The organism is Streptomyces sp. SKN60 (genome assembly GCF_026236535.1).
Lineage (GTDB): Bacteria > Actinomycetota > Actinomycetes > Streptomycetales > Streptomycetaceae > Streptomyces.
Genome location: NZ_JAHTMW010000031.1, coordinates 1 through 26,166, shown reverse-complemented (window position 1 = coordinate 26,166; position 26,166 = coordinate 1). Strand labels below are relative to the sequence as shown.

The following is a 26,166-nucleotide window of genomic DNA, read 5'->3' as shown; positions in this document are numbered from 1 at the left end:
CATGAAGGTGACCGTGCAGTCGAAGCCGTGGCGCACCCCGCCGCAGAACCACCGCCCGAGCGCCCGCCCGAGCACCCGCCGAGACATCGGACGGGCCGTCGGGCGGAGCCTCAGGACCGGCGGGACGCTGCTCGCCGCCGCGCTGCTCGTCGTCGCCGGGCCGCTCGCCGGCCCGGCCGGCGCTCTGCCCGCGCGCGCGGCGGCGGCCGACCCCGCCGAGGGCGCCGACCCGATCGACTTCGTCGTCCTCGTCGACCAGTCGGAGAGCCTGGCCGACCAGGACCTGGCCCGGGAGACCGAGGCCGCCGCGCTGATCGGCCAGGGCGAGATCTCCGAACGCTCCCGGGCCGCCGTCATCGGCTTCGGCAGCTCCGAGAAGGCCGGCCAGTCGCCGGTCAACGAGGTCTGCCCGCTCGCCGTCGTCGACGCCGCCGGACGCCAGCGGCTCAGCGACTGCGTCAAGCAGCTCAACCGCCGCGACCGGGCCCGGCTCGGCCCCGGCACCGACTTCCCGGCGGCCGTCCGACAGGCCGTCACCCGGCTCACCGAGAACGGCGGCACGGCAGGCGACGGCGGCCCGGCGAAGAACCCGGGGGCGCCCGCGGCACCGAAGACCCCCAAGGTGGTCTTCCTGCTGACCGACGGCCGGCTCGACGTCAGCGACAGCCCCGAGTACGGCACGGACGCGCCCAGCCGCCAGTCCAACGGCGAGAAGCGGCTGGCCGAGGAGCTGGCCCGGGCCCGCGCGGCCGGGGTGCAGATCTGGCCGCTGGGCTTCGGCGGCGAGATCGACCGGGCGGCGCTCACCGCGATGGCCGAGGGCGGCTACCGCGGCGCCTGCTCCGAGGTGCCCGGCTCCGCGCCCCGGATGCGAGTGGTCGCCGGCTCCGGCCAGATCGACAAGGCGCTCCAGGAGACCTTCGCCGCCGCACGCTGCGCCAGCATCGTGGACGGCACCGCCGGCAAGCCGCCCGCCGACCTCTTCGTGACCATCCCGCCGATCGCCACCGACGGCTCCCTCACCGTGGCCAAGCACGACCCGAAGGTGCGGGTCACCTACTTCGACCCGCGGAACCGGCCGGTGCCCACCCGCGGCGACTTCGACGGCTCGGCCTTCGAGGTCAGCGGTGCCGACGGGCCGGTCGAGGCGCTGCGCGTGCGCAACCCGCTGCCCGGCCGCTGGCGGGTGCACATCGAGGCCCCGGAGGGGCACCGGGACCGCGAGGTCGCCGTACGGGCCATCTGGCAGGGCAGGCTGCGGTCCGCCGTGGTCCTCGACCCGGTCGCGCCGCGCGCCGGCCAGGAGGCCGTGGTCGAGGTGCGGATGCAGACCCGGCGCGGCGTCGTCATCACCGACCCGCGCCAGCTGCAGGGCGTCACCGTGAGCGCCCGGATCACCGGCGACGGCGGCTTCGCCCCGGTCACCGTCCGCCTCGCCGACGACGGAAAGGCACCCGACCGCACGGCCGGGGACGTCCGCTTCACCGGCCGGCTCACCGTGCCGGCCACCGCCACCGGCGACCTGGAGATCGTCGCGGACATGGCCGCGCCGGGCGTCACCTCCGACCGGCGCCCCTTCCACACCACCGTCACCCAGGGCACCCCGCTCCTGGAGGCCCAGGTCTCCGTCGACCGGGTCACCGTGCACCCCGGCGACACCGTGCACGGCTGGGTCGACCTCACCAACCACGACAGCGCCCCGCACACCCTCCGCCTCGCCCTGGAGGACGAACCGGGCGGAACAGGGGCCAACTCCGGGCCCGGTTCCGGCCTTGCGCTCGCCCCGGCGACCGTCGTCGCCCAGCCCGGCCCGGCGACCCGCGCCGAGTTCACCCTCACCGTCGGCAAGGACGCCCCGCTGGGGGCGCTCGGCGGCCGGCTCGTCGTCCTGGACACCGGGCGCGGCGACAGCAAGCTCGACGCCGTCTTCCTCGACGTCCGCGTCGAGGCGCCGCCCACCTGGTGGGACCGCTGGTGGCCGTACGTCGTCGGCGGCGCGATCGCGCTCGTCCTGCTCGCCGCCGTGGCCGCCGTACGCATCGCCGTCGGCCGGCGGACGAAGGACCTGACCGGGGTGCGGATCGAACTCCTCAGGGACGGGGTCGTCCTGCACACGCTGGTCGTGCACGCCGGACAGAGCCCGGGCGGGGAGTACGAGTTCGGCATCGACCAGCCGCGCGGCGCCGCGCCCACCCTGCGGCGCGGGTCCCGGGGCGGCGGGGCGCACCGGCTGCGCCGGACCGGCGCGGGCGAGCTGCTGTTCCGCCCGCACCGGGGCCGGGAGACGTCGATCCGTGCCGGCCAGCCGGTCGCCGTGGACGAGTGCGAGCTGGTCGTACGGGACCGCCGCCCGGCAGCCCGCGGCCGCATACCCGCCGGCCGGCTGCTCCCCGGAGCCCGCCGCGGCGGTACGGGCCGGCCGGGCAGGACCGGTCGCACCGGGCGGCCCGGCCGGACCGGCGGCTCCGCCCCGGCCGGGGACGCCCTGCCGCCCACCACGGGCGGCCCGCACGGCCCCGGACCCGACGCCCCGAACGCGCCCACCACGACGCCCGCCTGGGACCCGGACTTCTGACCCACCGGACCGGCCCACCGGACCGGCCCACCGGACCCACGCCCTACACCCACGACCGACGCCCCACGCACGTACGAACGAAAGGTCCTCAGGGGCCCCAGGGGAGACGACATGAAGATCTACCAGCCCATGCTGTTCGTGGGCCTCGGCGGCACCGGCGGCCGCATCGGCAGCGAGCTCGAACGCAGCCTGCGCCGCGAGCTGTGCGGCCCCGACGGCACCGAACTCGTCGACGGCGGACGGCGGCTGCCGTTCCAGCTGCCCGACTGCCTGCAGTTCGTGTACGCGGACTTCAGCGAGGCCGAGCTGACCCGCCAGCCCCAGTTCCGGGCCAAGGGCGCCGAGGGCGCCGCGTACTCCCGTACCTCCCGGATGGTCCGCGACCTGCTGCCCACCGACTACGACTCCTCGCCCGAGGTCACCCGCATGCTGCGGGTCGCCCTGCACGAGGAGACCAAGCTGTGGCTGCCGCCGCAGGCCCGGCAGCCGCGCGTCGCGCCGCTGCACAGCGGCGCGGGCCAACTGCCCACGGTGGGCCGGGCCGCGCTGTTCGCGACCATGCGCTCCGGTCTCGAACCCGTGCTGCGGCAGCTGCGCGAGGCGATCGGCGCGATCGGCAACTCGGCCGGCGACCTCCAGCGGGTCGGCGGCAGCCGGATCCGCGGCTGCGACGTCTTCGTCGCCTTCTCCGTCGCCGGCGGCACCGGCGCCGGCATCTACTACGACTTCCTCCACCTCATCGGCCACGAGTTCCGCAAGGGCAAGGTGCCCGGCGTCAAGATCTATCCGCTGGTCGTCATGCCCTCCGCGTTCCCGCCCGAGGGCGGCGGCGGCCGGGAGGCCGAACTCAACGCCGCCCGCGCCCTCGTGGACCTGTCGCGGCTCGTCGACGACCAGAACGTGCCGGACGCCCTCGACGACGTCGGCGACGTCGAGCAGCGCGGCCGGATCAGCGTCCACTACCCCGTCGACGGGGTGGTCGCGCTGCGCCCCTCCACCGTGCAGACCGCGTTCCTGTTCTCCAAGCCCGCCGTCATCGGCACCGAGGACCTGCGCCGCTCCATCACCGCCATGGTGATGTCCCTGATCGGCACCGAGCTCAGCGAGGAGACCGGCGCCGCCGCCCGCGCCGAGGACGACTACCAGTCCTTCGCGGCCAGCTTCATCAACAAGAGCGTCGAGCGCTCCACCCCGGCCCGCACCGGCATCGGCTACCGCGGCATGTCCACCAGCCTGGCCGCCTCCCTCACCGTGCCCGTCGACGACCTCGCCGAGATCGTCGCCGGCCGGCTGCTCGCCCAGGCCGTCCGCGGCCTCGGCGAGAAGGCCCGCCGCACCACGCCCCAGGACAAGACCCAGGTCCAGGAGCTGTTCACCCGCTCAGGCGTCGGCCCGCTGTGGAGCCGCGAGGCCCCCGACGTGGCGCTGCCCGAGCAGCTCCCCAAGGGCAGGGGCGCGATCACCCAGGAGCTGCGCAACCGGCTCGGCGACATGGAGGACGCCCTGCGCCGCCTGGAGTCGGACCTGTCCCGCGACGTGCCCCGGCTCACCGAGGACTTCAAGCCGGGCACGGCGGTGCGCGAACTCCTCGGCATCGTCAGCCCGTTCCACGTCGAGATGATCCTCAACGGGCACCCCGGCCACCCGGACCGGGTCGCCGCCGCCGGCTTCACCGGCATGCTCGACAACCGGCGCAACGAGGCCGAACGGCCCCCGGACGTGCAGGCCCTCGCCCCCGCCATCCCGCACGTGCGGCGCGGCGCCGGCGGCCTCGTACCGGCCCGCTGGAGCGATCCCGACGTGCAGGACGCCCTCGCCCGCCAGGACGCCTGGTACCAGTGGCGGGCCCGGTCGCTGTGGCACCGGGCCTGGCAGGCCGGCGAGGCCCAGTGGCGGCCCGCGCTCACCAAGGTGCTGCACGAGCTCGGCGAGCTCGCCAAGGGGTTGCGTGCCCACGAGCAGGACGAGGGCAAGCTGTTCGCCGACCGGCGCCGCGAGCTCTACCGCGACGACCGCACCGGCGTCTCCTACCTCCTGCCGCCGCAGAACAGCCTGCGCGCCTTCTACGACGACGTCCTCGACCGGCTCGTGCAGAGCGAGGGCCTGCCCGAGAACACCGACGCGGCCGGGCTGCTCGAACGGCTCGTCCGGCCCGAGGAGTGGCGCGGCGCCCTGGACGCGGTGCGCCGCTCGCCCGGCGCCGCCGTCAAGGAGATCAAGCAGGTCGTCGAGCGGCGGGTGAAGCGGCTGTTCGGCGAGGCCAACGACGACCGGTTCGCCCGCCCGCTGCTGCCCTCCATGGGCCTGCTGCTCCGCGCGGCGGCCGGCGACGAGTCCGCCGAGTCGAAGGTCGACGGACGCTGGCTCGACCAGTTCCGGGCCGCGCTCGCCGGGCTCCTGCCGGTCGGCTTCACCCCGGACGGCGGCGGCCCGCTGAAGATCCTCATCGTGCACCCGGCCAGCGAGTCCGACGGCCGGGCCTCCGACTATCTGCGCCAGGAGCTCAACCTGCCGCCGCGCGCCGCCCAGGAGTACCGGGCCGTCGACACCGAGTCCATCACCGTGGTGCTGTTCCGCAGCGGCATGAACCTCACCGACATCTCCGAGGTGCGCTCGGTCCTCACCCTCTGGGCGGAGGCCCGCGACAGCGGCGGCCAGGAGGACTTCCTGCACTGGCGGCAGCGGCTCGGCCACCAGGACGACTGGCTGGTCTCCACCGAGGAGGACCGCCGGCGGATACTGCACCGCCTGCTCTGCACGATGTGGAACGGACACATCCACACCGAGGGCCCGGACGGTTCGCCGCACCGCGTGCGGATCCGGCTCCAGGAGGGCGAGGGCGCGACCATGTCGCTGCGCCTGGAGGACTTCGACGGCGCGCTGTCCAGCTGGGCGGGGCTGCTGCGGGCCTACGAGCGGTGGGCGCTGCTCGACGAGGGGCAGATCATCGAGGAGTTCTGCGGACGCCTGATGCAGGCCCTGCCCAAGGGCCTCGCGCACACCCCGGCGGGCCCCTCGCCGCTCTTCGTCCGCTTCGTCGAGGAGATCGCGCCGCGCCAGCGGCGGCTGCTCGAGGAGATGGCGCAGGAGTACGGGCCCGAGGACGCCGAATGGCTGGCGCCGCTGCGGGACTTCTGGGAGGTCACCTACCCGGCCGCCCTGGACATGCGTTTCGCGGGCGCGGGCCGGCCCACCCGGCCGACCCTCCGCGCGCTGTACGAGCGCCACGCCCCGTCCGCCGCTCCCGCGCCCGACCCGCTGCCGCCCGCTCCCGCGCCCGTACGGGAGACCGAGCAGGGGCCGGTCCGGGAGCCCGTGCGAGAGCCCGTACGGGAGGCCGTGCCCGAGTTCGGAGGCGGCGGCTACCCGTGGGACCAGGAGGACGGTGAGGAGGAGTGAGCACGAGCGTCGTCCCCGGCCGGCCGGCCCCCGGCCACGCCGTCTGCCTCGACCTGCGCGCCGAGGCGTACGACCCGGCCGACCGGTACGCACCCGAGGAGGCGGTCCGCCGCGCCCTCGCCGTCCCGCAGCCCCCCGACGAGCGCCGCTTCCTGGTCGTCGACGACGCCGACCGGCTCGTCGCCCACCAGCTCCTGCACGAGCGCCTCTCCTCCTACGGCCCGGCCCGGGTGGTCTGCCTGGCTGTCGGCGCACCCGGCGAGCGGACCCTGCGCCGCACCCGCACCCCGTGGCCGCCCGACGGCGGAGTGCTGTGGCTGCTCGACGGCTTCCGCGGCCCGGACGCCGCCGCGCTGCGCCCGCTGGTCGACGTGCTCGCCACCCCCGAGGTGTTCGACGCGGTCCTCCGGGCCCTCGCGCGCGTGGCGGGCGGGGTCGCCGTGCCCGCCGCGCGGGTCGTGGAGCACGACCTCAGCGACGAGGCCCGCGCCCGGGCCTGGCGGCAGGCCGTCGAAGCCCTCACCGGCCCCGACGTCCCGGTCGCCGGCACGGTCGGCACCGTCCCCGGCGAACTCTCCCTGCTCCTCGACGAGTCGGTGCCCCGCTCGCTCTCCGCCCACGACTGGCTGCCCGCCCAGGGCCGGGCCGGAGCCGAGGAGCGGGCCTGCCGGGACGCCCTCGACGACGCCCTCGACGGCTACGAGCGGGTGCGCGGCCCCGCCGGACTGCTCACCCGGGCCGGCCGCGGCCTCGACCTGCCCGGGGACATCGAGCGGGCCGCGTTCGCGCTGCGCCGCTTCCGCGCCACCGTCGCCGACGCCTTCGCCCTCGCGGGCGGCAGCCGGCCCACCGTCGAGGAGCGCGGACTCCTCGCCGAACGGGGCGTCCACCTCCCGGAGATGCCCCGGGAGATCAGCCGCACCGGCATCGTGCCCGCGCTGCGCGACCACACCCACGGACTCATCGACAGCGGACTGCCGCTGCGTTCGGTCGCGGCCCGGCTCGCCGCCCTGTCCACCCGCACCGCGCCGGCCGGCAGCGCCGCCCGGCTGGCCGCGCTCGACGCCGTCTGCGGCCCGGACCGGCTCGACCGGCTCACCGCGCAGGAGCCGTTCCGGGCGGGCGGCCCGCGGTCCGTCGCCGCGGCCGTGACCGGCGTCCTCGCCCTGCTCGCCGGGGTGTGGCCGGGCCTCGGCTGGGGCCTGGGTCCCGCCGTCGGCCTGCTCGCCGCCGTGCTCGCCCTGCTCATGCTGCGCCGCCGCCCCAACCGCTCGCCCGACGGACGCCTCGACGGCGGCGGCGCCACCGGCTCGGCGCCCCGGCTGTTCGGCGGCCTGATCGGCGGTGTCGCCGGGGCCGTCCTCGGCCAGGCCCTCGATCCGCCCGTCTGGGCCGCGGCGACCGCCCTCGCCGTCTCCGTCGCCGCGGTCGTGCTGCTCGCCCTGCGCGACTGGACCCACGGCGTCGACGACTGGTGGCAGCGCGCCGACCCCGAGGACGCGGACCGCGCCCTGCGGGAGGTCCGTCACCTGCTCGTCACGGCCGCCGTGCACGACTGGCTCTTCGCCGACGTACGGCACCACTGCTCGGACGGCGCCGGCGCGGTGGCCCGGCTGCTGCGCGCCCTCGCCGCGACGGCCGACGCCTACCAGGGACCCGGCGTGCCCGGCGCGTACGAGGGCCCCGGCACGAGCCCGGAGCCCGAGGGGTACGGGCGGGGCGCATGGGACTGGGACGACTGGACGGACGGCGGCGGCCAGGCCCCGGGCCGGGCATCGAACCAGGCCCCGGCCCCGGGCCCGGGCGGCGGCGCCGGGCGGGCCGAAGCGGCCGGCTGGTCCGACCCGGTCGACTGGTCCGACCGGGCGTGGTCCGACGCCGTCTCCGACGCGTGGACGGACCGCGCGGCCCCGGCCGACGCCGGCTGGTCCGACGCGGTCCCGGACCCGCGCCCCGCGGCCGCGCCCCCCGAACCGCCCGCGCCGCCGGAGCCCGTCCGGCCCGAGCCGGTACGCGAGCCCGAACGCGGGTCCGTACGCGAGACCGACCCCGACCCCGACCCCGACTCCGGGCCCGCCGCCGCGCCGCGCTGGCTGGAGCGGCGGTACGGGGACGGCGGGCCGGCCCTCGTCGACACCCTCCACGGCGATCTGTCCGACGGGGTCGCCGGGCTGCTCCGCGGCTGCTGGGCCGGCATCGAACGCGACCCCGGCAACGCGGCCCGACTGTCCCTGGACAAGCCCATGACCGCCCTCCTCGACGAGACCCGCTCCCGCCTGGAGCGGGACGCCGCCGCGTCCCCGCCGCCCGGCCGGGAGCGCGGCGACCGGCCCGACGCCGCGCGGCTCACCGGAGTCGCCCCGGACGGCGTGGCCCGGCTCCTCGCCGCCGACGACGACCCGGGCCTGACCGTCCCGCTGTGCGGGCCCGAGCACCTGCGGCTGCTCTCCCACGAACCCGGCGCCGTACGCCGGGTCCGGTTCGTGCCCGAGACCATGCGCCGCGGCACGACCGGCGACGACATCTGGCGCGGCACCACCGAGGACGTGGTGTGGACGGACGCCGGCCGGCACGCGGGCGTACTGCGCCTCGTACCGCTGCGCGCGGACGTCGTGCACACGGTCCTGGCAGAGGAGGACGGAGCACCATGACCGCCGACCCGCCCACCCCCGGGTTCCCACCCGAACCGCCGCCCGAAGGTCCCGACGAGGAGCTGGAGTTCCTCACCCCGCGCGAGGAACCGGTCCGCTTCTCCGTGCGGTACGGCGAGGACGCCCGCCCGCCCGGCCGGCCGCACCTGCGGACCCGGGCCGTCACGCTCGGCGCGGGCTGGCCCGTCGTCCAGTTCCGGCTGCCCGCCTCCGCCCAGGCCGACCCCCGCGCGTACACCCTCCTCGAACGGGAGGTGTCGGCCGCCGTCGTCCTCGAACGGCGCTACGGCGGCGAGAAGTTCGCCGAGCTGTTCACCCGGATCGTCGGTTACGACCTCGACTGCGCCGAGCCGTTCGTGCTCTACCGGCGCGCCGCCGGGGCGCCGCTCGCCGAGTGGCTGCCCCGGCTCGGCGCCGAGGAACAGCAGCGGATCGTGGGCCAGCTCGCCCTGGCCGTACGGCTCCTGGACGACGCCGGGCTCGTCCACCGGGCGCTCGCCCCCGACTCCGTACGGTGGGACGGCAGCCATGTGCGGCTCGCCGAACCGCACGCGGCGCTGCGCGCCGGGGAGCCCCGCGAGCCCTTCGGCACCGCCCCCTGGGCCTCGCCCGAGCAGCGCGCCGGGCACGGCACCGCCGACCCCCGCGACGACCTGTGGTCGCTCGCCCGGCTCGCCTATCTGCTCCTTTCCGGGCACCCGAGCCCGCCCGGCCGCCCCGACCGGGCCGACGGGCCACCGGAGGACCTGGGCGACTACCGGCGGCTCGCGGCGCTCGCGCAGAGCGGCCTGTTCGCGCCCGCGGCCGGCGGACGGCCCGCGCCCGCCGAGCTGCTCCGGCTGCTGCGGCTGCCCGACCCTCTCGCCCACGCCGTCGCCACCGCCGACCCGCTCGCCGCCGGCCGGGCCCGCTACGACGCCGAGATCGCCCGCCGCCGGGAGCCGTGGCGCCGCGACACCGACCCGGACGATCCGGGCGACGCATATGGCCCGTACGACCCGTACGACCCGTACGACCGCTACGAACCGGGCGATCCGGCGGGGCGGGCCGAACAGGGCGCCCCGCCCCGGCGCGGCCTGCGCGCGCTGCTCTTCGGCGAGCAGCCGGCCCGCCCGCCCGTCACCCTCACCCCCGACTCCGCTCACAACCCCGGTCACGGCCCCGGTGCCGCGACCGGCCTGGACGATCCGGGCGTCGATCCCGGCGCACCGCCCGCCCGGACCTGCCCGCACTGCCTGCTGCCCGTGGTCTACGACGAGAGCCTGCTCGTCACCATCGACGCCAAGGGCAACCGCATCCCGCTCGACCTGTCCAGGGAACACCGCCCCGGCCGCCGCAACGACCTGCTGCGCACCGCCTACCACCTGTGCCCGCACGGCGGCGAGGGCGACGAGGCACACGAACTGCCCGTCCCCTACCTCACCAACGGGCGCCCGCTGTCGATCGCCTTCGTCGGCAGCTCCGCCGTCGGCAAGACCCATCTGATGGCCGCGATGCTCGGCGAGGTCGAACTCGGCGGCCTGGAGCCGTACGGACTCAAATGCCTGCCGCTCAACCCGGAGGCGCACCGCACCTTCCTGCGCGAACGGGTGCAGAGCCTCCAGCAGGGGCGGCAGCTCGGCCGCACCGGGCAGCAGACCTTCGCCCGCTTCGCCGACGGCCTGCTCGTCTCCGCGCCCGGCCGCACCCCGCGCCCGGTGGTCTTCTTCGACCTCGCGGGCGAGGACCTGGCCCAGGACGGGCCGGTGACCAGCTTCCTGATGGGCGTGGACGCCTTCGTGTTCGTCGTCGACCCGCTGCGCGCGCTGCGGATGCCCTCGCTCGACCCGCTGCGCCAGCGGTACGGGCTCTCCCGCCGCGACCTCGGCGACGAGGCCTTCACCACCGTCCTCAACCGGCTGCCCCGGTCCGCCGACGGCCGGATCGCCGCGCCCGCCGCGCTCGCCGTCAACAAGAGCGACCTGATGCGCTTCGAACCGGCCGTGGACCGCTGGCTGGGCCGGGCGCTGCCGGGCCGGCACGACCCGGGGGCGGAGACGGCCGAGAGCCGCGACGCCTACGCCTTCCTGGACCACCACGCCAGCCCGGCCTGGCTGCGCCCGTTCGACGACTGCGCGCGCTGCACCCTGCACTTCGTCGCCGCGACCGGCGGGCAGGCGCGCGGCGACCGCTTCCCGCACGGGGCCCGGCCCCGGCGGGTGCTCGCGCCCCTGCTGTCCGTCTTCGCCGCGTGCGGGCTGATCCGAGGGAGGGACTGACCGATGGCACCGACGGATGCGAGGGCATCGAGGGGACCGGGCGGATCACCGGGCGGGCCGCCGGGCGGCGGTGGTGGGGGCGGTGCGGACGAGCTGCTCGACCAGATCGTCTTCCGCTGGGACGGCATGAACGCCGGTGGCACCACCGGCTTCGGCCCGGTCGCCTGGTCCGGCGGCGGGATCGACGTGGACGAACTCTTCCATGTCGCCGGCCCCATGCTGCGGGCCAGCGGCGAGGAGGTCCGGCCCGCGCTGATCCGGCTGCAGAGCGAGACCGACGCGATGCTGATCCGCCGGATCCCCTGGACCGACCCCGGCGGCGGCGCCTCCACCGTCTGCCACGCCCTGGTCGGCCCGGCCGGCCTGCTCGACCCGATGACCTGTCTCGGCCTGCACGCGTGGCGGTGGCGGGGCTCCCAGGTGGACCTCGGCCGGGTGCGCGGCGAGGCGCTCGACCGGATACCGGAGAGCGTGCTCGTCGAGTCGCGGGACGCGGGACTCCGCGCCCTCGACGCGGATCTGGCCCGGGCCGAGGTCGAACTCGGCGGCGCGGTGGCGGAGTTGCTGCGGCGTCCGGGCGGCCGCTTCATGTTCCTCGACGAGGACGCCGACCGGGCGCTGCCGGTGCTGTGGGGCCTGTACGGCATGTTCGGCGACCTCCTCGCCCGCCGCTGGTCCTTCGCCACCCACGACACGGCCGAGAGCACCCACCTCAACTTCGTGTTCGTCGGCCGCTGGGCGGGCGCGGCCGGCCCCAACACCGACCGGCACCGGAGCGATCCGCGCGAACGCCTCGGCGACGCGGCCGACTCGATCGCCGGCCGGCTGGTCGCCCACCACCTCCGCGGGGTCGCGGCGGGCGACGGCGACTACGCCGTCTGCTCCCGGCTCGCCGAAGCCCGCCGCCACCTCCCCGACGCTTCCTTCCTGGCCTGCGCCCGCGCCGCCCTGGCCGCCCTCGACCGGGACAAGGCGCGCGGGCCGCGCACCGAGGACCGGCCGAGACGCGCGCCGGCGGACCCGCCCGTACGGAGGACCGAGCCGGTACGGCGGACCGAGCCCGCCCGGCTCGGGGACGCGGAGCTGCTGGCCGTGCTGCGCGACCCCGGGTACTCGTACGCCGACACCCAGGTCCTCGTCCGCAAGGCGGCACGGCGCTTCCCCGGCTGGACACCCGCGCAGCAGTGCGCGTTCCGGGACCTGGTGATCGACGAGGAGTACTTCCTCGCCCGGCCCGTCGCCGAGGAGTGGATCCCGGCCGCGGAGCGCGGCGCCGACGCGGCCGCGCTGCACGACTGGGCGGTGGGCCCGCTCCTCGACCACCGGGGCGACCCCGGCGCCGCCGACCGGCTCGGCGCCCTGCTGCTGCGCTTCGCGACCCGCACCGAGCCGGAGGGCCGGGCCGTGCTCCGCGAGATCGTGGCCCTCGAACGCCCCGGACTGCCCGAGCGTGTGTGGCGCGAGCTGGTACGGGCGGCGATCCCGCCCCCGGTTCATGCGACCCCGCACCCGGAACAGCCACAGCCCAAGCCCCCACCCCGCCCGCAGAACCGTCCGGAGAGCCGCCCGCAGACCCGTCCGGAGAGCCGTCCCCGGACTCGTCCGGAGAGCCGTCCGAAGTCCGAAGCGCCCCGCTCGGCCTCGACCCGCACCACCGTCCCCGTACGCACCGCCGCCGCCCCGCACGCGAAGGACGGGTGGCTCGCCTTCGCGTTCCTCGGCGCGGCCCTGGTGCTGCTCGTGATCCTGGTGGTGGTCGTCATCGCGGCCTCGTGACACGCGGAGTACCACGCGCGAGCCGCCCCGCTCCGCCAGGATGGGCGCATGGGATTCCATGTCGATTCCGAGACCGGGCGGCTGCGCCGCGTCATCCTGCACCGCCCCGATCTGGAGCTGAAGCGGCTCACCCCGACCAACAAGGACGCCCTCCTCTTCGACGACGTGCTGTGGGTGCGCCGGGCCCGCCAGGAGCACGACGGCTTCGCGGACGTGCTGCGCGACCGCGGGGTGGAGGTGCACCTGTTCGGGGACCTCCTGCGCGAGGTCCTCGACGTGCCCGCGGCCCGCAAGCTCGTCCTCGACCGGGTCTTCGACGAGAAGGAGTACGGCCCGCTCGCCGCCGACCATCTGCGCGCCGCGTTCGACGCGCTCGACACCGGCGGCCTGGTGGAGGCGCTGGTCGGCGGGATGACCAAGCGGGAGTTCCTGGCGGCGCACCGCGAACCGACCTCGGTGCGCTTCCACGCCCTGGACCTCGACGACTTCGTGCTCGGCCCGCTGCCGAACCACATCTTCACCCGGGACACCTCGGCCTGGATCTACGACGGGGTGTCGATCAACGCGATGCGCTGGCCGGCCCGGCAGCGCGAGACGGTGCACTTCGAGGCGATCTACAAGCACCATCCGTTGTTCACCGGCCCGGAGGCGGGGCCGTTCCACCACTGGTCGGAGGGCCAGGCGGACTATCCGTCGACGATCGAGGGCGGCGACGTCCTGGTCATCGGCAACGGCGCCGTGCTCATCGGCATGAGCGAGCGCACCACCCCGCAGGCCGTGGAGATGCTGGCCCGCGGCATGTTCGCGGCGGGCTCGGCGCGCGCCATCATCGCCCTCGACATGCCGAAGCGCCGGGCCTTCATGCACCTGGACACGGTGATGACGATGGTGGACGCCGACACCTTCACCCAGTACGCGGGCCTCGGCATGCTCCGCTCGTACACCATCGAGCCGGGCGACGAGGGCCAGTCCCTGCGGGTCACCGACCACCCGCCGGAGCAGATGCACAGCGCCATCGCGGCGGCGCTCGGCCTGCAGGACATCCGGGTGCTCACCGCGACCCAGGACGTGCACGCGGCGGAGCGCGAGCAGTGGGACGACGGGTGCAACGTGCTCGCCGTGGAGCCGGGCGTGGTCGTGGCGTACGAGCGCAACGTCACCACCAACACGCATCTGCGCAAGCAGGGCATCGAGGTGATCGAGATCCCGGGCAGCGAACTGGGCCGGGGGAGGGGCGGCCCGCGCTGCATGAGCTGCCCGGTGGAGCGGGACGCGGTCTAGACGCGGTCTAGCGGGACAGGGGCGTCCAGGGCAGGGCCATCCAGGACAGGGGGCTGTATAAGAATGCTGAATTACGTATACACTTCCAGGGTCCTCGTCCCTCGACGTCCCCGACCGTAACCCAGGAGCGCCCCATGGCCACCGACCTCATCGGCCGCCACTTCCTCAAGGAGCTGGACTTCACCGCCGAGGAGTTCCGCGGCCTGGTGGCGCTCGCCGCCGAGCTCAAGGCGGCCAAGAAGGCGGGCGCCGAGGTGCAGCGGCTGCGTGGCCGGAACGTCGCCCTGATCTTCGAGAAGACCTCCACCCGCACCCGCTGCGCCTTCGAGGTCGCCGCCGCCGACCAGGGTGCCGCCACCACCTACCTCGACCCGTCCGGTTCGCAGATCGGGCACAAGGAGTCCATGAAGGACACCGCCCGGGTGCTCGGCCGGATGTTCGACGGCATCGAGTACCGGGGCGACAGCCAGGCCGCCGTCGAGGAGCTCGCCACCTATGCCGGGGTCCCGGTCTTCAACGGGCTCACCGACGACTGGCACCCCACCCAGATGCTCGCCGACGTCCTCACCATGACCGAGCACTGCGCCAAGCCGCTCGACGCCATGACCTTCGCCTACCTCGGCGACGCCCGCTTCAACATGGGCAACTCCTACCTGATCACCGGCGCCCTGCTCGGCATGGACGTCCGGCTCGTCGCGCCCAAGGAGTACTGGCCGGCCGAGTCCTTCGTCGCCGAGGCGCGCCGCCTCGCGGAGACCAGCGGCGCGAAGATCACCCTCACCGAGGACGTCACCGAGGGCGTGCGCGGCGCCGACTTCGTCGCCACCGACGTGTGGGTCTCGATGGGCGAGCCCAAGGAGGTCTGGGACGAGCGGATCGCCGCCCTCGGCCCGTACGCCGTGACCATGGACGTGCTGCGCGCCACCGGCAACCCGGACGTCAAGTTCCTGCACTGCCTGCCGGCCTTCCACGACCTCGGCACCGCCGTCGGCCGGGACATCCACGCCCGCCACGGACTGACCGAACTGGAGGTCTCCGACGAGGTCTTCGAGTCGGCGCACTCGGTCGTCTTCGACGAGGCGGAGAACCGGATGCACACCATCAAGGCCGTCATGGTGGCGACCATGGGCGACCCCGTCGCCTAAGACGCGCCGACAGCCCCCGCCCCCCGTCGCCACCTGGCCGATCGCGCGCTTGAAGTCCGGGCAGTCGACGATCGGTTCGTGCGCGCAGACGGCCGCGTGCCGCAGGCTGTCCCGCAGCCTCGTCAGGCGGCCGATCTGCTCGTCCAGGTCCTCGGCCCGCGCGGCCATCCGCTCCCGCAGTTCCCCGTCGGACGGCCGCGCCGCCAGGAAGCGCCCGATCTCGGCGACCGACAGACCTGCGCTGCGCGCGCAGGTGATGAGCCCGAGGCGCTCCAGGACCTCCGGGCGGTAGGTGCGCCGCAGGCCGTTGCGGCCTTCGGGGGCGATGAGCCCCTTCTTCTCGTAGAAGCGCAGCGCCGAGGCGGCGAGCCCGGAGCGCCGGGCGACCTCGCCGATGTCGAGCAGCGGAATGGCGTCGTGCACGGAGTCCTCCCCGCGAGGGTGTGCGTTGCGGCCTTGACTTGAAGCGCGATTCAAGTCGCAGCCTAGTCGGCATGAAGATCCATCACCTGAACTGCGGGTCGGTCCGCACGATCGACGCCACCTACGACGGCCCCGCTCCCGCGCCCGCCGTCAACCACTGCCTGCTCGTGGAGATCGACCGTGGCGGCCTTGTCCTGGTCGAGACCGGGCTCGGGCTCGGTGACGTCCGCGACCCCGAGGGCACGCTCGGCGCCGACTGGGTCGCGATGGCCGCGCCCGTGCTCGACGAGGCGGAGACGGCGGTCCGGCAGGTGGCCCGCCTCGGGTACGACCCCGCCGATGTGCGCCACATCCTCGTGACCCACCTGGACGTGGACCACTGCGGCGGCCTGCCCGATTTCCCTGACGCCCGGGTCCACGTGCTCGCCGACGAGCTCGCCGCCGCACGCGCCGAGGCCCCGAGCCGCCGCTACCGCCCGTCCCGCTGGGCCCACGAGCCCCACTGGGTCGCGTACGACACCGACGCCCCCACCCGCACCCAGGCCGCCGAGGACTGGTTCGGCTTCGCCTCGTACCGGCCGTACGGGCTGCCGCCGGAGTTCCGGCTGGTCCCGCTCGGCGGACACACCGCCGGACACACCGGGATCGCCGTGCACCGGGGCGACCGCTGGCTGCTGCACTGCGGCGACGCGTACTACTACCACCGTGAGCTTGGGGAGACGAAGGAGGCCCACCCGCTCCTCGACGTCGTCCAGACGAGCTCCGAGGTCCATCGCGACCTGCGGCTCGGCACCCAGGCCCGGCTGCGCGAGCTGGTCCGCGAGCACGCGGACGAGGTCGAGGTCTTCTCGGCGCACGACCCCTGGGAGTTCGCCCGCTTCAGTCCGACGGCCGGCGCTGCGTCGGCACCGCAGGGAGCGTGAACCAGACCGCCTTGCCGTGCGGGGTGGGGCGGTGTCCGCAGTCGCTGCTCAGCGCGCGGATGAGCAGCAGCCCGCGGCCGTGCTCCTGCCAGGGGTCGACCGGCACGGCCGGATCGGGGCAGCTCAGGTCGCCGGGCGCGGCCGGGCCGCCGTCGTGGACCTCGATCTGGCAGCCGCCGCCGGGGGCCGGCAGCAGCTCCACGACCAGCTCGATCGGCTCGTCGCCGGGGGTGTGCTCGACGGCGTTGGCGACGAGTTCGGCGGTCAGCAGCTCGGCCGTGTCGCTGTCGGCGGCGGCCTGTGCGGGGCCTTCGATGGCGGTGAGGGCGGTACGGACGAGGGCGCGGGCGATCGGTACGGCGGCCGTGGTGTGCGGCAGCCGCACCCGCCAGGAGAGTTCGGACACTTCGGACACGGTGGGGGTTCCGTTCGGGCGGTTCGTGGGGCGGACGGGTGTGCGTGGGGGTGACGTCCTGGTTTCAACCTTACGGAGTCAAAAATCTGGATACAGAGGCGGTCGCCCGCTTTGGTGTGGACCAGCGTCTGGGACGTTCGGCAGGGTCAAGGGGCGCGCCGAGGGTCGATCGGCGCGTGCTATCGCGTACTCGTGACGACAGTCACACACGAGTGATACCCTCCTGGAGGTGATGCCGTACCGGTACGTGCACACAACAGGGAGGTCCTCCCGAATGAGCCCCTTCACCGGCTCCGCGACCCGGACCGAACGCTGGCGGCACCTGCGCCTGACCGTCGACGACGGGGTCGCCACGATCACCCTCACCCGCCCCGAGAAGCTGAACGCGCTCACCTTCGGCGCCTACGCCGATCTGCGCGACCTGCTCGCCGAACTCTCCCGGGAGCGCGCCGTCCGCGCCCTCGTCCTCGGCGGCGAGGGACGCGGCTTCTGCTCCGGCGGCGACGTCGACGAGATCATCGGCGCCACCCTCTCCATGGACACCGCCCAGCTCCTCGACTTCAACCGGATGACCGGGCAGACCGTCCGCGCGCTGCGCGAGTGCCCCTTCCCGGTCATCGCCGCCGTCCACGGCGTCGCCGCCGGCGCCGGGGCCGTCCTCGCCCTCGCCGCCGACTTCCGGGTCGCCGACCCCACCGCCCGCTTCGCCTTCCTCTTCACCCGGGTCGGCCTCTCCGGCGGCGACATGGGCGCCGCCTACCTCCTTCCCCGGGTCGTCGGCCTCGGCCACGCCACCCGCCTCCTCATGCTCGGCGACCCCGTCGGCGCCGCCGAGGCCGAACGCATCGGCCTGATCAGCGAACTCACCGAGGAGGGCGCCGCCGACCAGCGCGCCGCGCTGCTCGCCCGGCGCCTCGCCGAGGGCCCCGCCCTCGCCCACGCCCAGACGAAGGCGCTGCTCACCGCCGAGCTCGACATGCCGCTCGCCGCCTCCGTCGAGATGGACGCCGCCACCCAGGCGCTGCTCATGCACGGCGAGGACTACGCCGAGTTCCACGCCGCCTTCACCGAGAAACGCCCCGCGAAGTGGCGGGGACGGTGACCCCCGTGCCGTCCCCCCGGCCCCTCCGCGTCGCCGTCATCGGCGGCGGCCCCGGCGGCCTCTACGCCGCCGCGCTGCTCAAGCGCGGCGACCCGGCCCGCGAGGTCACCGTCTGGGAACGCAACGCCCCCGACGACACCTTCGGCTTCGGCGTGGTCCTCTCCGACGAGACCCTCGGCGGGATCGAGGACGCCGACCCGGCCGTCCACGACCGGCTGCGCCGCGAGCTCGTCCACTGGGACGACGTCCATGTCGTCCACCGCGGCCGGCTGCTCACCTCCACCGGCCACGGCTTCGCCGCCCTCGGCCGCCGCCGTCTCCTGGAGCTGCTCCACGCCCGCTGCGCCGAGCTCGGCGTACGGCTCCGCTTCCGCGCCGAGGCCCCGCCCGCCGCCGAACTCGCCGCCTCGTACGACCTGGTCGTCGCCGCCGACGGCGTGCACAGCCGCACCCGCGAGGCGCACGCGGACGTCTTCCGGCCCACCCTCACCACCCACCGCTGCCGCTACATCTGGCTCGCCGCCGACTTCGCCCTCGACGCCTTCCGCTTCGAGATCACCGAGACCGAGCACGGCGTGATGCAGCTCCACGCCTACCCGTACTCCGCCGACAGCTCGACCGTCATCGTCGAGATGCGCGAGGAGGTCTGGCGGGCCGCCGGCTTCGACGAGATCGAAGAGACCGAGGGGGAGGGCGAGGCAGGAGCCGAGTCCGCCGCCCGCTGTGCCAAGATCTTCGCCGAGGCCCTGCACGGACGCGCGCTGCGCTCCAACAAGTCCGCCTGGACCGCCTTCCGCACCGTCGTCAACGCCCGCTGGTCGCACGGCAACACGGTCCTCCTCGGCGACGCCGCCCACACCGCGCACTTCTCCATCGGCTCCGGCACCAAGCTCGCCGTCGAGGACGCCGTCGCCCTCGCCGCCGCCGTCGACCGGCATCCCGACCTCGCGGACGCGCTGGCGGCGTACGAGGCCGAGCGCCGCCCGGTCGTCGAGTCCACCCAGCGGGCCGCCGCGGCGAGCCTGCGCTGGTTCGAGGAGATCGCCGGCCAACTCGACCGGCCGCCCCGCCAGTTCGCGTTCAACCTGCTCACCCGCAGCCGCCGGGTCACCCACGACAACCTGCGGCTGCGCGACCCCGCGTTCACCGCCGCCGTCGAGACCGAGTTCGGCTGCCCGCCCGGCACCCCGCCGATGTTCACCCCCTTCCGGCTCGGCGGCCTCACCCTGCGCAACAGGGTCGTCGTGTCGCCCATGGACCTGTACGTCGCCGAGGACGGCGTTCCCGGTGACTTCCACCTCGTCCACCTCGGCGCCCGCGCCCTCGGTGGCGCCGGCCTGGTCATGACCGAGATGGTCTGCGTGAGCGAGCGGGGCCGGATCACCCCCGGCTGCACCGGCCTGTGGACCGACGCACAGGCCGACGCCTGGGCCCGGATCACCGCCTTCGTGCACGCGCAGGCCCCCGGCACCGCGATCGGCGTCCAGCTCGGCCACTCCGGCCGCAAGGGCTCCACCCGCCGCATGTGGGAGGGCATCGACCAGCCCCTGCCGGACGGCAACTGGCCCCTGGTCGCCGCCTCCCCGCTCCCGTACCGCCCCGGCGTCAACCAGACCCCGCAGACCCTCGACCGGGCCGGACTCGCCGCCGTGCGCGAGGAGTTCACCGCCGCCGCCCGGCGGGCCGCCCGGGCCGGCTTCGACCTGCTCGAACTGCACTGCGCCCACGGCTATCTGCTCTCCGGCTTCCTCTCCCCGCTCACCAACCACCGCACCGACGCCTACGGCGGCGACCTCGCCGGCCGGCTGCGTTTCCCCCTGGAGGTCTTCGACGCGGTACGGGAGGTGTGGCCGGCCGACCGGCCGCTCACCGTCCGGATCTCCGCCACCGACTGGGCCGAGGGCGGCACCACCGCCGAGGACGCCGTCGAGATCGCCCGCGCCTTCGCCGCGCACGGCGCCGCCGCCCTGGACGTCTCCACCGGACAGGTGGTCCCCGAGGAGCGCCCCGAGTTCGGGCGCTCGTACCAGACCCCGTACGCCGACCGGATCCGCAGCGCCCTCGGCGTCCCGGTGATCGCGGTCGGCGCGATCTCCTCCTGGGACGACGTGAACTCCCTCCTCCTGGCCGGCCGCGCCGACCTCTGCGCCCTCGCCCGCCCCCACCTCTACGACCCGCACTGGACCCTGCACGCCGCCGCCGAACAGGGCTACGAGGGCCCGGCGGCGCCGTGGCCCGCGCCGTACCGGGCGGGCAGCCGCCGCCCGCCGACGGGTCGCAAGGACGTCTGACGTCTGAGGTTCGCTCGGCGAGGCGGTGATCGACTTGATAGGCAAGTCGGTGCTTGCCTATCGTGGAGTCGTGGCGGACGATGACGACGAACTCTTCAAGGCGCTGGCCGACCCCACCCGCCGGATCGTCCTCGACGAGCTGGCGGAGCGGGACGGACAGTCCCTCTTCGAGATCTGCGCGCGCCTCGCGACCCGGCACGGCCTGGGCATCTCCCGGCAGGGAGTCAGCCAGCACCTCGCCGTCCTGGAGGCCGCGGGCCTGGTCACCACCCGGCGCGAGGGCCGCTACAAGTTCCACGACCTGAACACCGAGCCGCTGCGACGCATCGCGACCCGGTGGCTCGCACCCCCCGACTCCCCTCCCCGCACCCCTCCCCACACTCCGGAGCGCACCCCATGAGGATCAACCTGACCAGCGTCTTCGTCGACGAGCAGGACAAGGCCCTGCGCTTCTACACCGAGGTGCTCGGCTTCGTGAAGAAGACCGAGGTCCCGCTCGGCGAGCACAGCTGGCTCACCGTCGTCTCGCCGGAGGACCCCGACGGCGTCGAACTGGTCCTGGAGCCCAACCAGCACCCCGCCGCCAAGGCCTACCAGGACGCGCTCGCCGCCGACGGCATCCCGGTGAACTCCTTCGCCGTCGACGACGTGCACGCCGAGTTCGCGCGGCTGAGCGCGCTGGGCGTCCGCTTCACCCAGGAACCGGTCGACATGGGCCCGGTCACCACCGCGATCCTCGACGACACCTGCGGCAACCTGCTCCAGATCGCCGAGTACAAGGACTGACCGACGAGGGAGGCGGCCGGCATGACCGAACCGCTACCGCTCTACTACGTCGACCGCTCCGACGTCCGCCCGGGCGGCCTCGACGAGCTGCGCGCCGGGATGCGCGAGCTGGCCGCGTTCGTCGAGGAGCGCGAGCCGAGGCTGCTCGCGTACCACTTCTACCTCGACGAGTCCGCCGCCACGATGAGCGTGGTGGCCGTCCACCCCGACTCGGCGTCCCTGGAGCTCCACCTGGAGCTCGGCGGCCCGAAGTTCCGCGCCCTCGGCGCGCACCTCCGGCTGCGCACCATCGACGTGTACGGCCGCCCGAGCCCGGCGGTCGTGACCCGGCTCCGCGCGAAGGCGGAGCTGCTGGGCGGACCCGAGGCCACGCTCACCCTGCACACCCACGAGGCGGGCTTCAGCCGCCTGGCCGGCTAGCCGGGCTCGTACGCACGGACCCGCCGCCGGCCGTACGGGCCTGCCACCTGTCGTACGGACCTGGCATCGGCCGTACGGACCCGGCACCTGCCCCCCCCGTACGTCACACCGGCACCCAGGCCGGCCACCACGGCGGCACATTGCTCGCCGGGCACAGCCCCGAGTCGCCCGGGTAGCCGGCCGGTGTGCCCTGGACGGCCAGGTACGCCCAGCCGAGCAGCAGGACCACGGCGAGCACGGCCACCAGCTGGGCCGAGGCGCGCACCCGCCGGGACGCCCGCAGGGAGACCCGGCGGGCCAGGACCGCCGCCACCAGGGCGGCCGCCACGGTCACTCCGGACAGCACCACGAACTCGACGACGTGGACGAGCCGGTGCGCGGGCTCCCAGGCCGCGTCGCAGTAGGCCCGGGCCCGCGCCGCGAGCGCGCTCGCGCCGAAGGCGCCGGCCAGGCCCACCGGCACCGTCGCCGACCAGGACAGCTTCTGCCACCGCGAGACCGCGCGCGGCGGGGTGTGTGCGCTCATGCCCCCTGGGGACGGGCGCCGGGCCCGGACGGTTGCACGAATTCCGCACCCCGCGCGTGCAGCAGTTCGTGCAGGGCGAGGAAGACCTGCGCCGAGCGGGTGCCGGGCCAGTTCTCCGGGAGGAGCTCCAGCGGAAGGACCGGGTCGGCGTACGGCAGCCGCCGCCACGAGTCGAGGGCGAGCAGATACGCCCGGTAGGCGTCCTCCGGCGTGGCCGGCGGCCCGGCCCGCAGCACCGGCTCGTGCACGTCCAGGAACTCCTCGTGCAGCTTGGCGATGGACGGCAGGTCCCACCACCGGGACACCGCCTCCGCCGTCGCCGCGAAGCCCAGGTGGTCGCCGCGGAACAGCTCCACGTACGGTGCGAGGTCGAGCCGCTCCAGGGTGTGCCGGGTCTCCTCGTGCAGCCGGGCCGGCGCGATCCACACGCCCGGCGCCGCCGTACCGAAGCCGAGCCGGGCGAGCCGCGAGCGCAGCAGATGCCGCTTGTGCCGCTCGGCCTCCGGGACCGAGAACACCGCGAGCACCCAGCCGTCGGACAGGCGCGGCTCGTCGCGGGCGTAGATCCGCCGGTCGCCGTCGTCGAGCAGCATCCGGGCGTCGTCCGAGAGCGCGTACCCGGCCGCGCCCTCCGCGGTACGCCGCGGGATCAGCAGCTCGCGCCGCTTGAGCCGGGACACCGAGGAACGCACGCTCGGCGCGTCCACGCCCAGCACGCCGAGCAGCCTGATCAGCTCCGCCACCGCGAGCGGCGCGCCGTCCGGCGACCGGCCGTACGCGCCGTAGAGCGAGACGATCAGGGATCGGGGGGTGTGCTGCTCGGCCACGTGATCACTTTAGGGGTCCGGATCCGGCCTCGTCGTCCCGGAGCCGGAAGCGCTGCAATTTGCCCGTCGCCGTGCGCGGCAGGGCGTCCAGGAAGACGATCTCGCGGGGCGACTTGTACGGGGCGAGCCGGGCCCGGACGAAGGCGCGCAGCGCCGCCGCCGTCGAGCCGTCGCGCGGCACCCCGTCCCGTACCACCGCGTACGCCACGACGACCTGCCCGCGCACCTCGTCCGGCCGGCCGACCACCGCCGTCTCGACCACGTCGGGGTGGGCGAGCAGCGCCTCCTCGACCTGCGGTCCGGCGATGTTGTAGCCGGCCGAGATGATCATGTCGTCGGCGCGCGAGACATAGCGGAAGTAGCCGTCGGGTTCGCGGACGTAGGTGTCGCCGGTGACGTTCCAGCCCTCCCGCACGTACTCCGTCTGGCGCGGGTCGGCGAGATAGCGGCAGCCGACCGGGCCGCGCACCGCGAGCAGCCCCTCCTCGCCGTCCGGCAGCTCGCGCCCGTCGTCGCCGACGATCCGGGCCTGCCAGCCGGGGACCGGCCGGCCGGTGGTGCCGGGGCGGATCGCGCCGTCGGCGGCGGAGATGAAGATGTGCAGGAGCTCGGTGGCGCCGATGCCGTTGATCAGCTTCAGACCGGTCCGCTTCCGCCAGGCCTCCCAGGTGCCGGCCGGCAGGTTCTCGCCGGCGGACACGCAGCGGCGCAGCGAGCTCAGGTCGGGGCCCGGGCCCTCGCCGGGGTCCTGGGCGGGTCCGCCCCCGTGGCCGGGTTTGTCGAGCTCGTCGAGCATCACCCGGTAGGCGGTGGGGGCGGTGAAGAGGACCGACACCCGGTGCCGGCCGATGGCGGCGAGCAGCTGCTGCGGCCCGGCCTGTTCGAGGAGGACCGCGCACGCCCCGGCCCGCAGGGGGAAGACGACGAGCCCGCCCAGGCCGAAGGTGAAGCCGAGCGGCGGGGAGCCGGCGAAGACGTCGTCCGGCTCCGGGCGCAGGACGTGCGCGGAGAAGGTGTCGGCGGTGGCCAGCACGTCCCGGTGGAAGTGCATGCAGCCCTTGGGGCGCCCGGTGGTGCCGGAGGTGAAGGCGATCAGCGCCACGTCGTCGGCGGCGGTGTCCACCGCCTCGTAACGGTCCGGCTTGCCGATCGCGAGACTGAGCAGGTCGTCGGCCCCGTCCCCGCCGAACGGGGTGATCCGGAGCCCCGGCACCTCGGCCTTCACCAGCTCGTCGACCGCCCGGACGTCGCACAGCGCGTGCGTGCAGCGGGCCATCTCGCACATCACGGCCAGCTCGCGGGCGCGCTGCTGGGCGAGCACGGTGACGGCGATCGCGCCCGCCTTCATCACGGCGAGCCAGCAGGCGGCGAGCCAGGGGGTGGTGGGGCCGCGCAGGAGCACCCGGTTGCCGGGGCGGACGCCGAGGTCGTCGGCGAGGACATGGGCGATCCGGTCCACCCGCTCGCGCAGCTGCCCGTACGTCCACACCCCGCCCTCGCCGTCCCGGAACACCTCGCGGTCGGCGCCGAATCGTTCCACCGTGCGGTCGAGGAGCTCGGTGCCGCAGTTGAGGCGGTCGGGGTAGGCGAGGGAGGGCAGCTCGAAGAGGAGGCGCGGCCACTGTTCCGGGGGCGGCAGATGGTCGCGGGCGAAGGTGTCCAGGTGCGCCGAGGGCGTCAGCTCCATGCGTCCGTCCCCCTGTCGGTGGGATCGTCGGAGGGTGCCGTTTCGTGGTGCCGTTGCGTGGTGCCGGGCGGTGCGGAGGGCGGCCGACCGGGGTCGACCGCCGCTTTACGAGCGTATCGTGATGGTGACGACAGTCAACGGTTCGCGATATGGAGAGGCCCCCATGGCCGCATTCTCGCTCGATCCCGAACAGTCCACCTGGTGTGCCGAGCTGCGCGCGCTCGCCGCCGAGCAGCTGCGACCGATCGCCGAGAAGGGCGAGCCGGGCCGCGTCAACCGCCCTCTCGTCGCCGCGCTCGGCGCCCACGGCCTGATCGCCCGGCTCTTCGACTCCGGCGCGCTCGACCTGTGCCTGATGCGCGAGTCCCTGGCCCGGGCCTGCACGGAGGCCGAGACCGCCCTCGCCCTCCAGGGCCTCGGCGCCCACCCGATCGCCGCCTTCGGCACGGACGCTCAGCGCTCCCGCTGGCTCCCCGAGGTCACCGCCGGGCGCGCCGTCGCCGCCTTCGCCCTCTCCGAGCCCGGCGCGGGCTCCGACGCGGCCGCGCTGGCCCTGGAGGCCGTACCGAACGCGGAGGGCGGGGGCTGGCGGCTGTACGGGGAGAAGTGCTGGATCTCGAACGCGCCCGAGGCGGACGTGATGACCGTGTTCGCCCGAACGGGCGAAGGCGGGGACGGGGAGGGGCGGCGCGGTTCCCGCGGGGTCACGGCCTTCCTGGTCCCCGGCGACCGGCCGGGGCTCGGCGGCGAGGCGCTCGACATGCTCGCCCCGCACGCGCTCGGCAGCCTGGTCTTCGACGGCGTACGGGTCGGGCCCGAGGACGTCCTCGGCGAGCCCGGGCAGGGCTTCCGGGTCGCGATGCACACCCTCAACCTGTTCCGGCCGAGCGTCGGCGCCTTCGCCGTCGGCATGGCCCAGGCCGCCCTCGACGCCACCCTCGCCCACACCGCCGCCCGCCCCGCCTTCGGCGGCGTCCTCGCCGACCTCCAGACCGTCGCCCACCAGGTCGCCGACATGGCCACCCGCACCGAGGCCGCGCGGCTCCTCGTCTACGCGGCGGCCGAGGCGTACGACCACGGCGCCCCGGACGTCCCCCGCCGCGCCGCCATGGCCAAGCTCCTCGCCACCGAGACCGCCCAGTACGTCGTCGACACCGCCGTCCAACTCCACGGCGCCCGCGCCCTCCAACGCGGCCACCTCCTCGAACACCTCTACCGCGAGGTCCGCGCCCCCCGCATCTATGAGGGCGCCACAGAGGTCCAGCGCACGATCATCGCGAAGGAGCTGTACCGGGCGGCGGGCGCGAAGTCCCACCCTCCGGCGCCATCCGCGCCGAACGCCGCAGCCCCCGGGGGCCGCCCGCCGGTGGGCGCCGGGGCCTCGGGCCGTGGCCGGGCGTCCGCGCCGCCTGCGGCTCCCGCTTCGAGCCCGGGCCCAGCCGCTGCTCCGGCGTCCGTGCCGGCCTCGGACCGTGCTGCCGGCCTGAGTCGAGCTGCTGCCCCAGCTCCGGCCCCTGCCCGGGCCCCCGGCCGGGCCGGGGCGGCGGCCCCGGAGGGCCGCTCGCCGGCGGAGGCGGCGAGTTAGGCCAGCGGCGCCCTCCAGCTGATCGCCACCTCGTGGGTGGAGGACGAGCCGTTGGCGTCGTTGTAGGAAGCGGCCGGCGCGCACCCCGCCAGCTTC

At 75.2% G+C, this 26,166-nt stretch carries 17 protein-coding genes and 2 pseudogenes; 14 read left to right on the top strand and 5 right to left on the bottom strand.

Features of this window, described 5'->3' with window-relative positions; all coding sequences use genetic code 11:
• The first annotated feature begins 1 nt into the window (after window position 1).
• The 7 genes from KV205_RS33495 to argF all read left to right on the top strand — a co-directional run bounded on the left by KV205_RS33495 (window position 2) and on the right by argF (window position 15,085).
• Window positions 2–2,575, top strand: a complete 2,574-nt coding sequence (locus KV205_RS33495) for a vWA domain-containing protein (protein WP_265868697.1) — start codon at window positions 2–4, stop codon at window positions 2,573–2,575.
• A 111-nt stretch (window positions 2,576–2,686) separates the two neighbouring features.
• On the top strand, window positions 2,687–5,974 hold the full coding sequence (locus KV205_RS33490) for a tubulin-like doman-containing protein (protein ID WP_265868696.1): 3,288 nt from the start codon (window positions 2,687–2,689) through the stop codon (window positions 5,972–5,974).
• Entirely contained in the window at window positions 5,971–8,625 is a 2,655-nt protein-coding gene (locus tag KV205_RS33485; protein ID WP_265868694.1) for a hypothetical protein, read from the top strand. Before KV205_RS33490 ends, KV205_RS33485 begins: the two co-directional genes overlap by 4 nt.
• Complete coding sequence (locus tag KV205_RS33480; protein WP_265868693.1) at window positions 8,622–10,883, top strand: hypothetical protein; 2,262 nt, start codon at window positions 8,622–8,624, stop codon at window positions 10,881–10,883. The genes KV205_RS33485 and KV205_RS33480 overlap by 4 nt, the downstream gene beginning before the upstream one ends.
• 3 nt (window positions 10,884–10,886) lie before the next feature.
• The gene (locus KV205_RS33475) at window positions 10,887–12,659 is read left to right on the top strand and encodes a hypothetical protein (protein ID WP_265868692.1); all 1,773 of its coding nucleotides are present in this window, start codon (window positions 10,887–10,889) and stop codon (window positions 12,657–12,659) included.
• A gap of 48 nt (window positions 12,660–12,707) precedes the next feature.
• The gene (locus tag KV205_RS33470) at window positions 12,708–13,940 is read left to right on the top strand and encodes an arginine deiminase (protein WP_265868691.1); all 1,233 of its coding nucleotides are present in this window, start codon (window positions 12,708–12,710) and stop codon (window positions 13,938–13,940) included.
• 134 nt (window positions 13,941–14,074) lie between these two features.
• Window positions 14,075–15,085 (top strand): ornithine carbamoyltransferase, encoded by a 1,011-nt coding sequence (gene argF, locus KV205_RS33465; RefSeq protein ID WP_265868690.1) that lies wholly within the window; start codon window positions 14,075–14,077, stop codon window positions 15,083–15,085.
• Between the two features lie 108 nt (window positions 15,086–15,193).
• On the opposite strand, the pseudogene KV205_RS33460 reads toward argF, so the two are convergent.
• Window positions 15,194–15,508: pseudogene (locus tag KV205_RS33460) on the bottom strand (MerR family transcriptional regulator); the annotation flags it as partial.
• 71 nt (window positions 15,509–15,579) lie between these two features.
• On the opposite strand from KV205_RS33460, the gene KV205_RS33455 reads away from it, so the two are divergent.
• Window positions 15,580–16,431: an MBL fold metallo-hydrolase gene (locus KV205_RS33455; RefSeq protein ID WP_265868688.1), complete on the top strand. Its 852-nt coding sequence runs from the start codon at window positions 15,580–15,582 to the stop codon at window positions 16,429–16,431.
• Here KV205_RS33455 and KV205_RS33450 read toward each other — a convergent pair.
• Window positions 16,388–16,846, bottom strand: coding sequence for an ATP-binding protein (locus KV205_RS33450; RefSeq protein ID WP_265868687.1), 459 nt, complete (start codon window positions 16,844–16,846; stop codon window positions 16,388–16,390). The two genes, KV205_RS33455 and KV205_RS33450, sit on opposite strands and share 44 nt — an antisense overlap.
• Before the next feature lie 274 nt (window positions 16,847–17,120).
• Between KV205_RS33450 and KV205_RS33445 the strand changes: the two genes are divergently transcribed.
• The 5 genes from KV205_RS33445 to KV205_RS33425 all read left to right on the top strand — a co-directional run bounded on the left by KV205_RS33445 (window position 17,121) and on the right by KV205_RS33425 (window position 21,445).
• Window positions 17,121–17,948, top strand: a complete 828-nt coding sequence (locus KV205_RS33445; RefSeq protein WP_265868686.1) for an enoyl-CoA hydratase family protein — start codon at window positions 17,121–17,123, stop codon at window positions 17,946–17,948.
• Complete coding sequence (locus tag KV205_RS33440; protein WP_265868685.1) at window positions 17,945–20,239, top strand: bifunctional salicylyl-CoA 5-hydroxylase/oxidoreductase; 2,295 nt, start codon at window positions 17,945–17,947, stop codon at window positions 20,237–20,239. Before KV205_RS33445 ends, KV205_RS33440 begins: the two co-directional genes overlap by 4 nt.
• 70 nt (window positions 20,240–20,309) lie before the next feature.
• On the top strand, window positions 20,310–20,639 hold the full coding sequence (locus KV205_RS33435; RefSeq protein WP_265868684.1) for a helix-turn-helix transcriptional regulator: 330 nt from the start codon (window positions 20,310–20,312) through the stop codon (window positions 20,637–20,639).
• Window positions 20,636–21,025 carry a VOC family protein gene (locus KV205_RS33430; RefSeq protein ID WP_265868683.1) on the top strand — a complete coding sequence of 130 codons (390 nt, stop codon included), beginning with the start codon at window positions 20,636–20,638 and terminating at the stop codon, window positions 21,023–21,025. Before KV205_RS33435 ends, KV205_RS33430 begins: the two co-directional genes overlap by 4 nt.
• A gap of 21 nt (window positions 21,026–21,046) precedes the next feature.
• Entirely contained in the window at window positions 21,047–21,445 is a 399-nt protein-coding gene (locus tag KV205_RS33425; RefSeq protein WP_265868682.1) for a hypothetical protein, read from the top strand.
• 103 nt (window positions 21,446–21,548) lie between these two features.
• Here KV205_RS33425 and KV205_RS33420 read toward each other — a convergent pair whose 3' ends face one another.
• From KV205_RS33420 to KV205_RS33410, 3 genes are read right to left on the bottom strand one after another with little or no spacing between them, the layout of a single operon-like run.
• Window positions 21,549–21,971 (bottom strand): hypothetical protein, encoded by a 423-nt coding sequence (locus KV205_RS33420; RefSeq protein WP_265868681.1) that lies wholly within the window; start codon window positions 21,969–21,971, stop codon window positions 21,549–21,551.
• Window positions 21,968–22,798, bottom strand: a complete 831-nt coding sequence (locus KV205_RS33415) for a PaaX family transcriptional regulator C-terminal domain-containing protein (protein ID WP_265868680.1) — start codon at window positions 22,796–22,798, stop codon at window positions 21,968–21,970. The genes KV205_RS33420 and KV205_RS33415 overlap by 4 nt, the downstream gene beginning before the upstream one ends.
• Window positions 22,799–22,802: 4 nt before the next feature.
• Entirely contained in the window at window positions 22,803–24,485 is a 1,683-nt protein-coding gene (locus KV205_RS33410; RefSeq protein WP_265868678.1) for an AMP-binding protein, read from the bottom strand.
• A gap of 163 nt (window positions 24,486–24,648) precedes the next feature.
• On the opposite strand from KV205_RS33410, the pseudogene KV205_RS33405 reads away from it, so the two are divergent.
• A pseudogene (locus KV205_RS33405) lies at window positions 24,649–25,779 on the top strand (acyl-CoA dehydrogenase family protein); the annotation flags it as partial.
• Window positions 25,780–26,166 lie beyond the last annotated feature (387 nt).

What these genes read in the sequence shown, in the direction of transcription:
- argF (WP_265868690.1), top strand. Translation starts at nt 14,075, where the DNA reads ATGGCCACCGACCTCATCGGCCGCCACTTCCTCAAGGAGCTGGACTTC.
- KV205_RS33490 (WP_265868696.1), top strand. Translation starts at nt 2,687, where the DNA reads ATGAAGATCTACCAGCCCATGCTGTTCGTGGGCCTCGGCGGCACCGGC.
- KV205_RS33410 (WP_265868678.1), bottom strand. Translation starts at nt 24,485, where the DNA reads ATGGAGCTGACGCCCTCGGCGCACCTGGACACCTTCGCCCGCGACCAT.
- KV205_RS33430 (WP_265868683.1), top strand. Translation starts at nt 20,636, where the DNA reads ATGAGGATCAACCTGACCAGCGTCTTCGTCGACGAGCAGGACAAGGCC.
- KV205_RS33425 (WP_265868682.1), top strand. Translation starts at nt 21,047, where the DNA reads ATGACCGAACCGCTACCGCTCTACTACGTCGACCGCTCCGACGTCCGC.
- KV205_RS33495 (WP_265868697.1), top strand. Translation starts at nt 2, where the DNA reads ATGAAGGTGACCGTGCAGTCGAAGCCGTGGCGCACCCCGCCGCAGAAC.
- KV205_RS33475 (WP_265868692.1), top strand. Translation starts at nt 10,887, where the DNA reads ATGGCACCGACGGATGCGAGGGCATCGAGGGGACCGGGCGGATCACCG.
- KV205_RS33470 (WP_265868691.1), top strand. Translation starts at nt 12,708, where the DNA reads ATGGGATTCCATGTCGATTCCGAGACCGGGCGGCTGCGCCGCGTCATC.
- KV205_RS33420 (WP_265868681.1), bottom strand. Translation starts at nt 21,971, where the DNA reads ATGAGCGCACACACCCCGCCGCGCGCGGTCTCGCGGTGGCAGAAGCTG.
- KV205_RS33480 (WP_265868693.1), top strand. Translation starts at nt 8,622, where the DNA reads ATGACCGCCGACCCGCCCACCCCCGGGTTCCCACCCGAACCGCCGCCC.
- KV205_RS33445 (WP_265868686.1), top strand. Translation starts at nt 17,121, where the DNA reads ATGAGCCCCTTCACCGGCTCCGCGACCCGGACCGAACGCTGGCGGCAC.
- KV205_RS33455 (WP_265868688.1), top strand. Translation starts at nt 15,580, where the DNA reads ATGAAGATCCATCACCTGAACTGCGGGTCGGTCCGCACGATCGACGCC.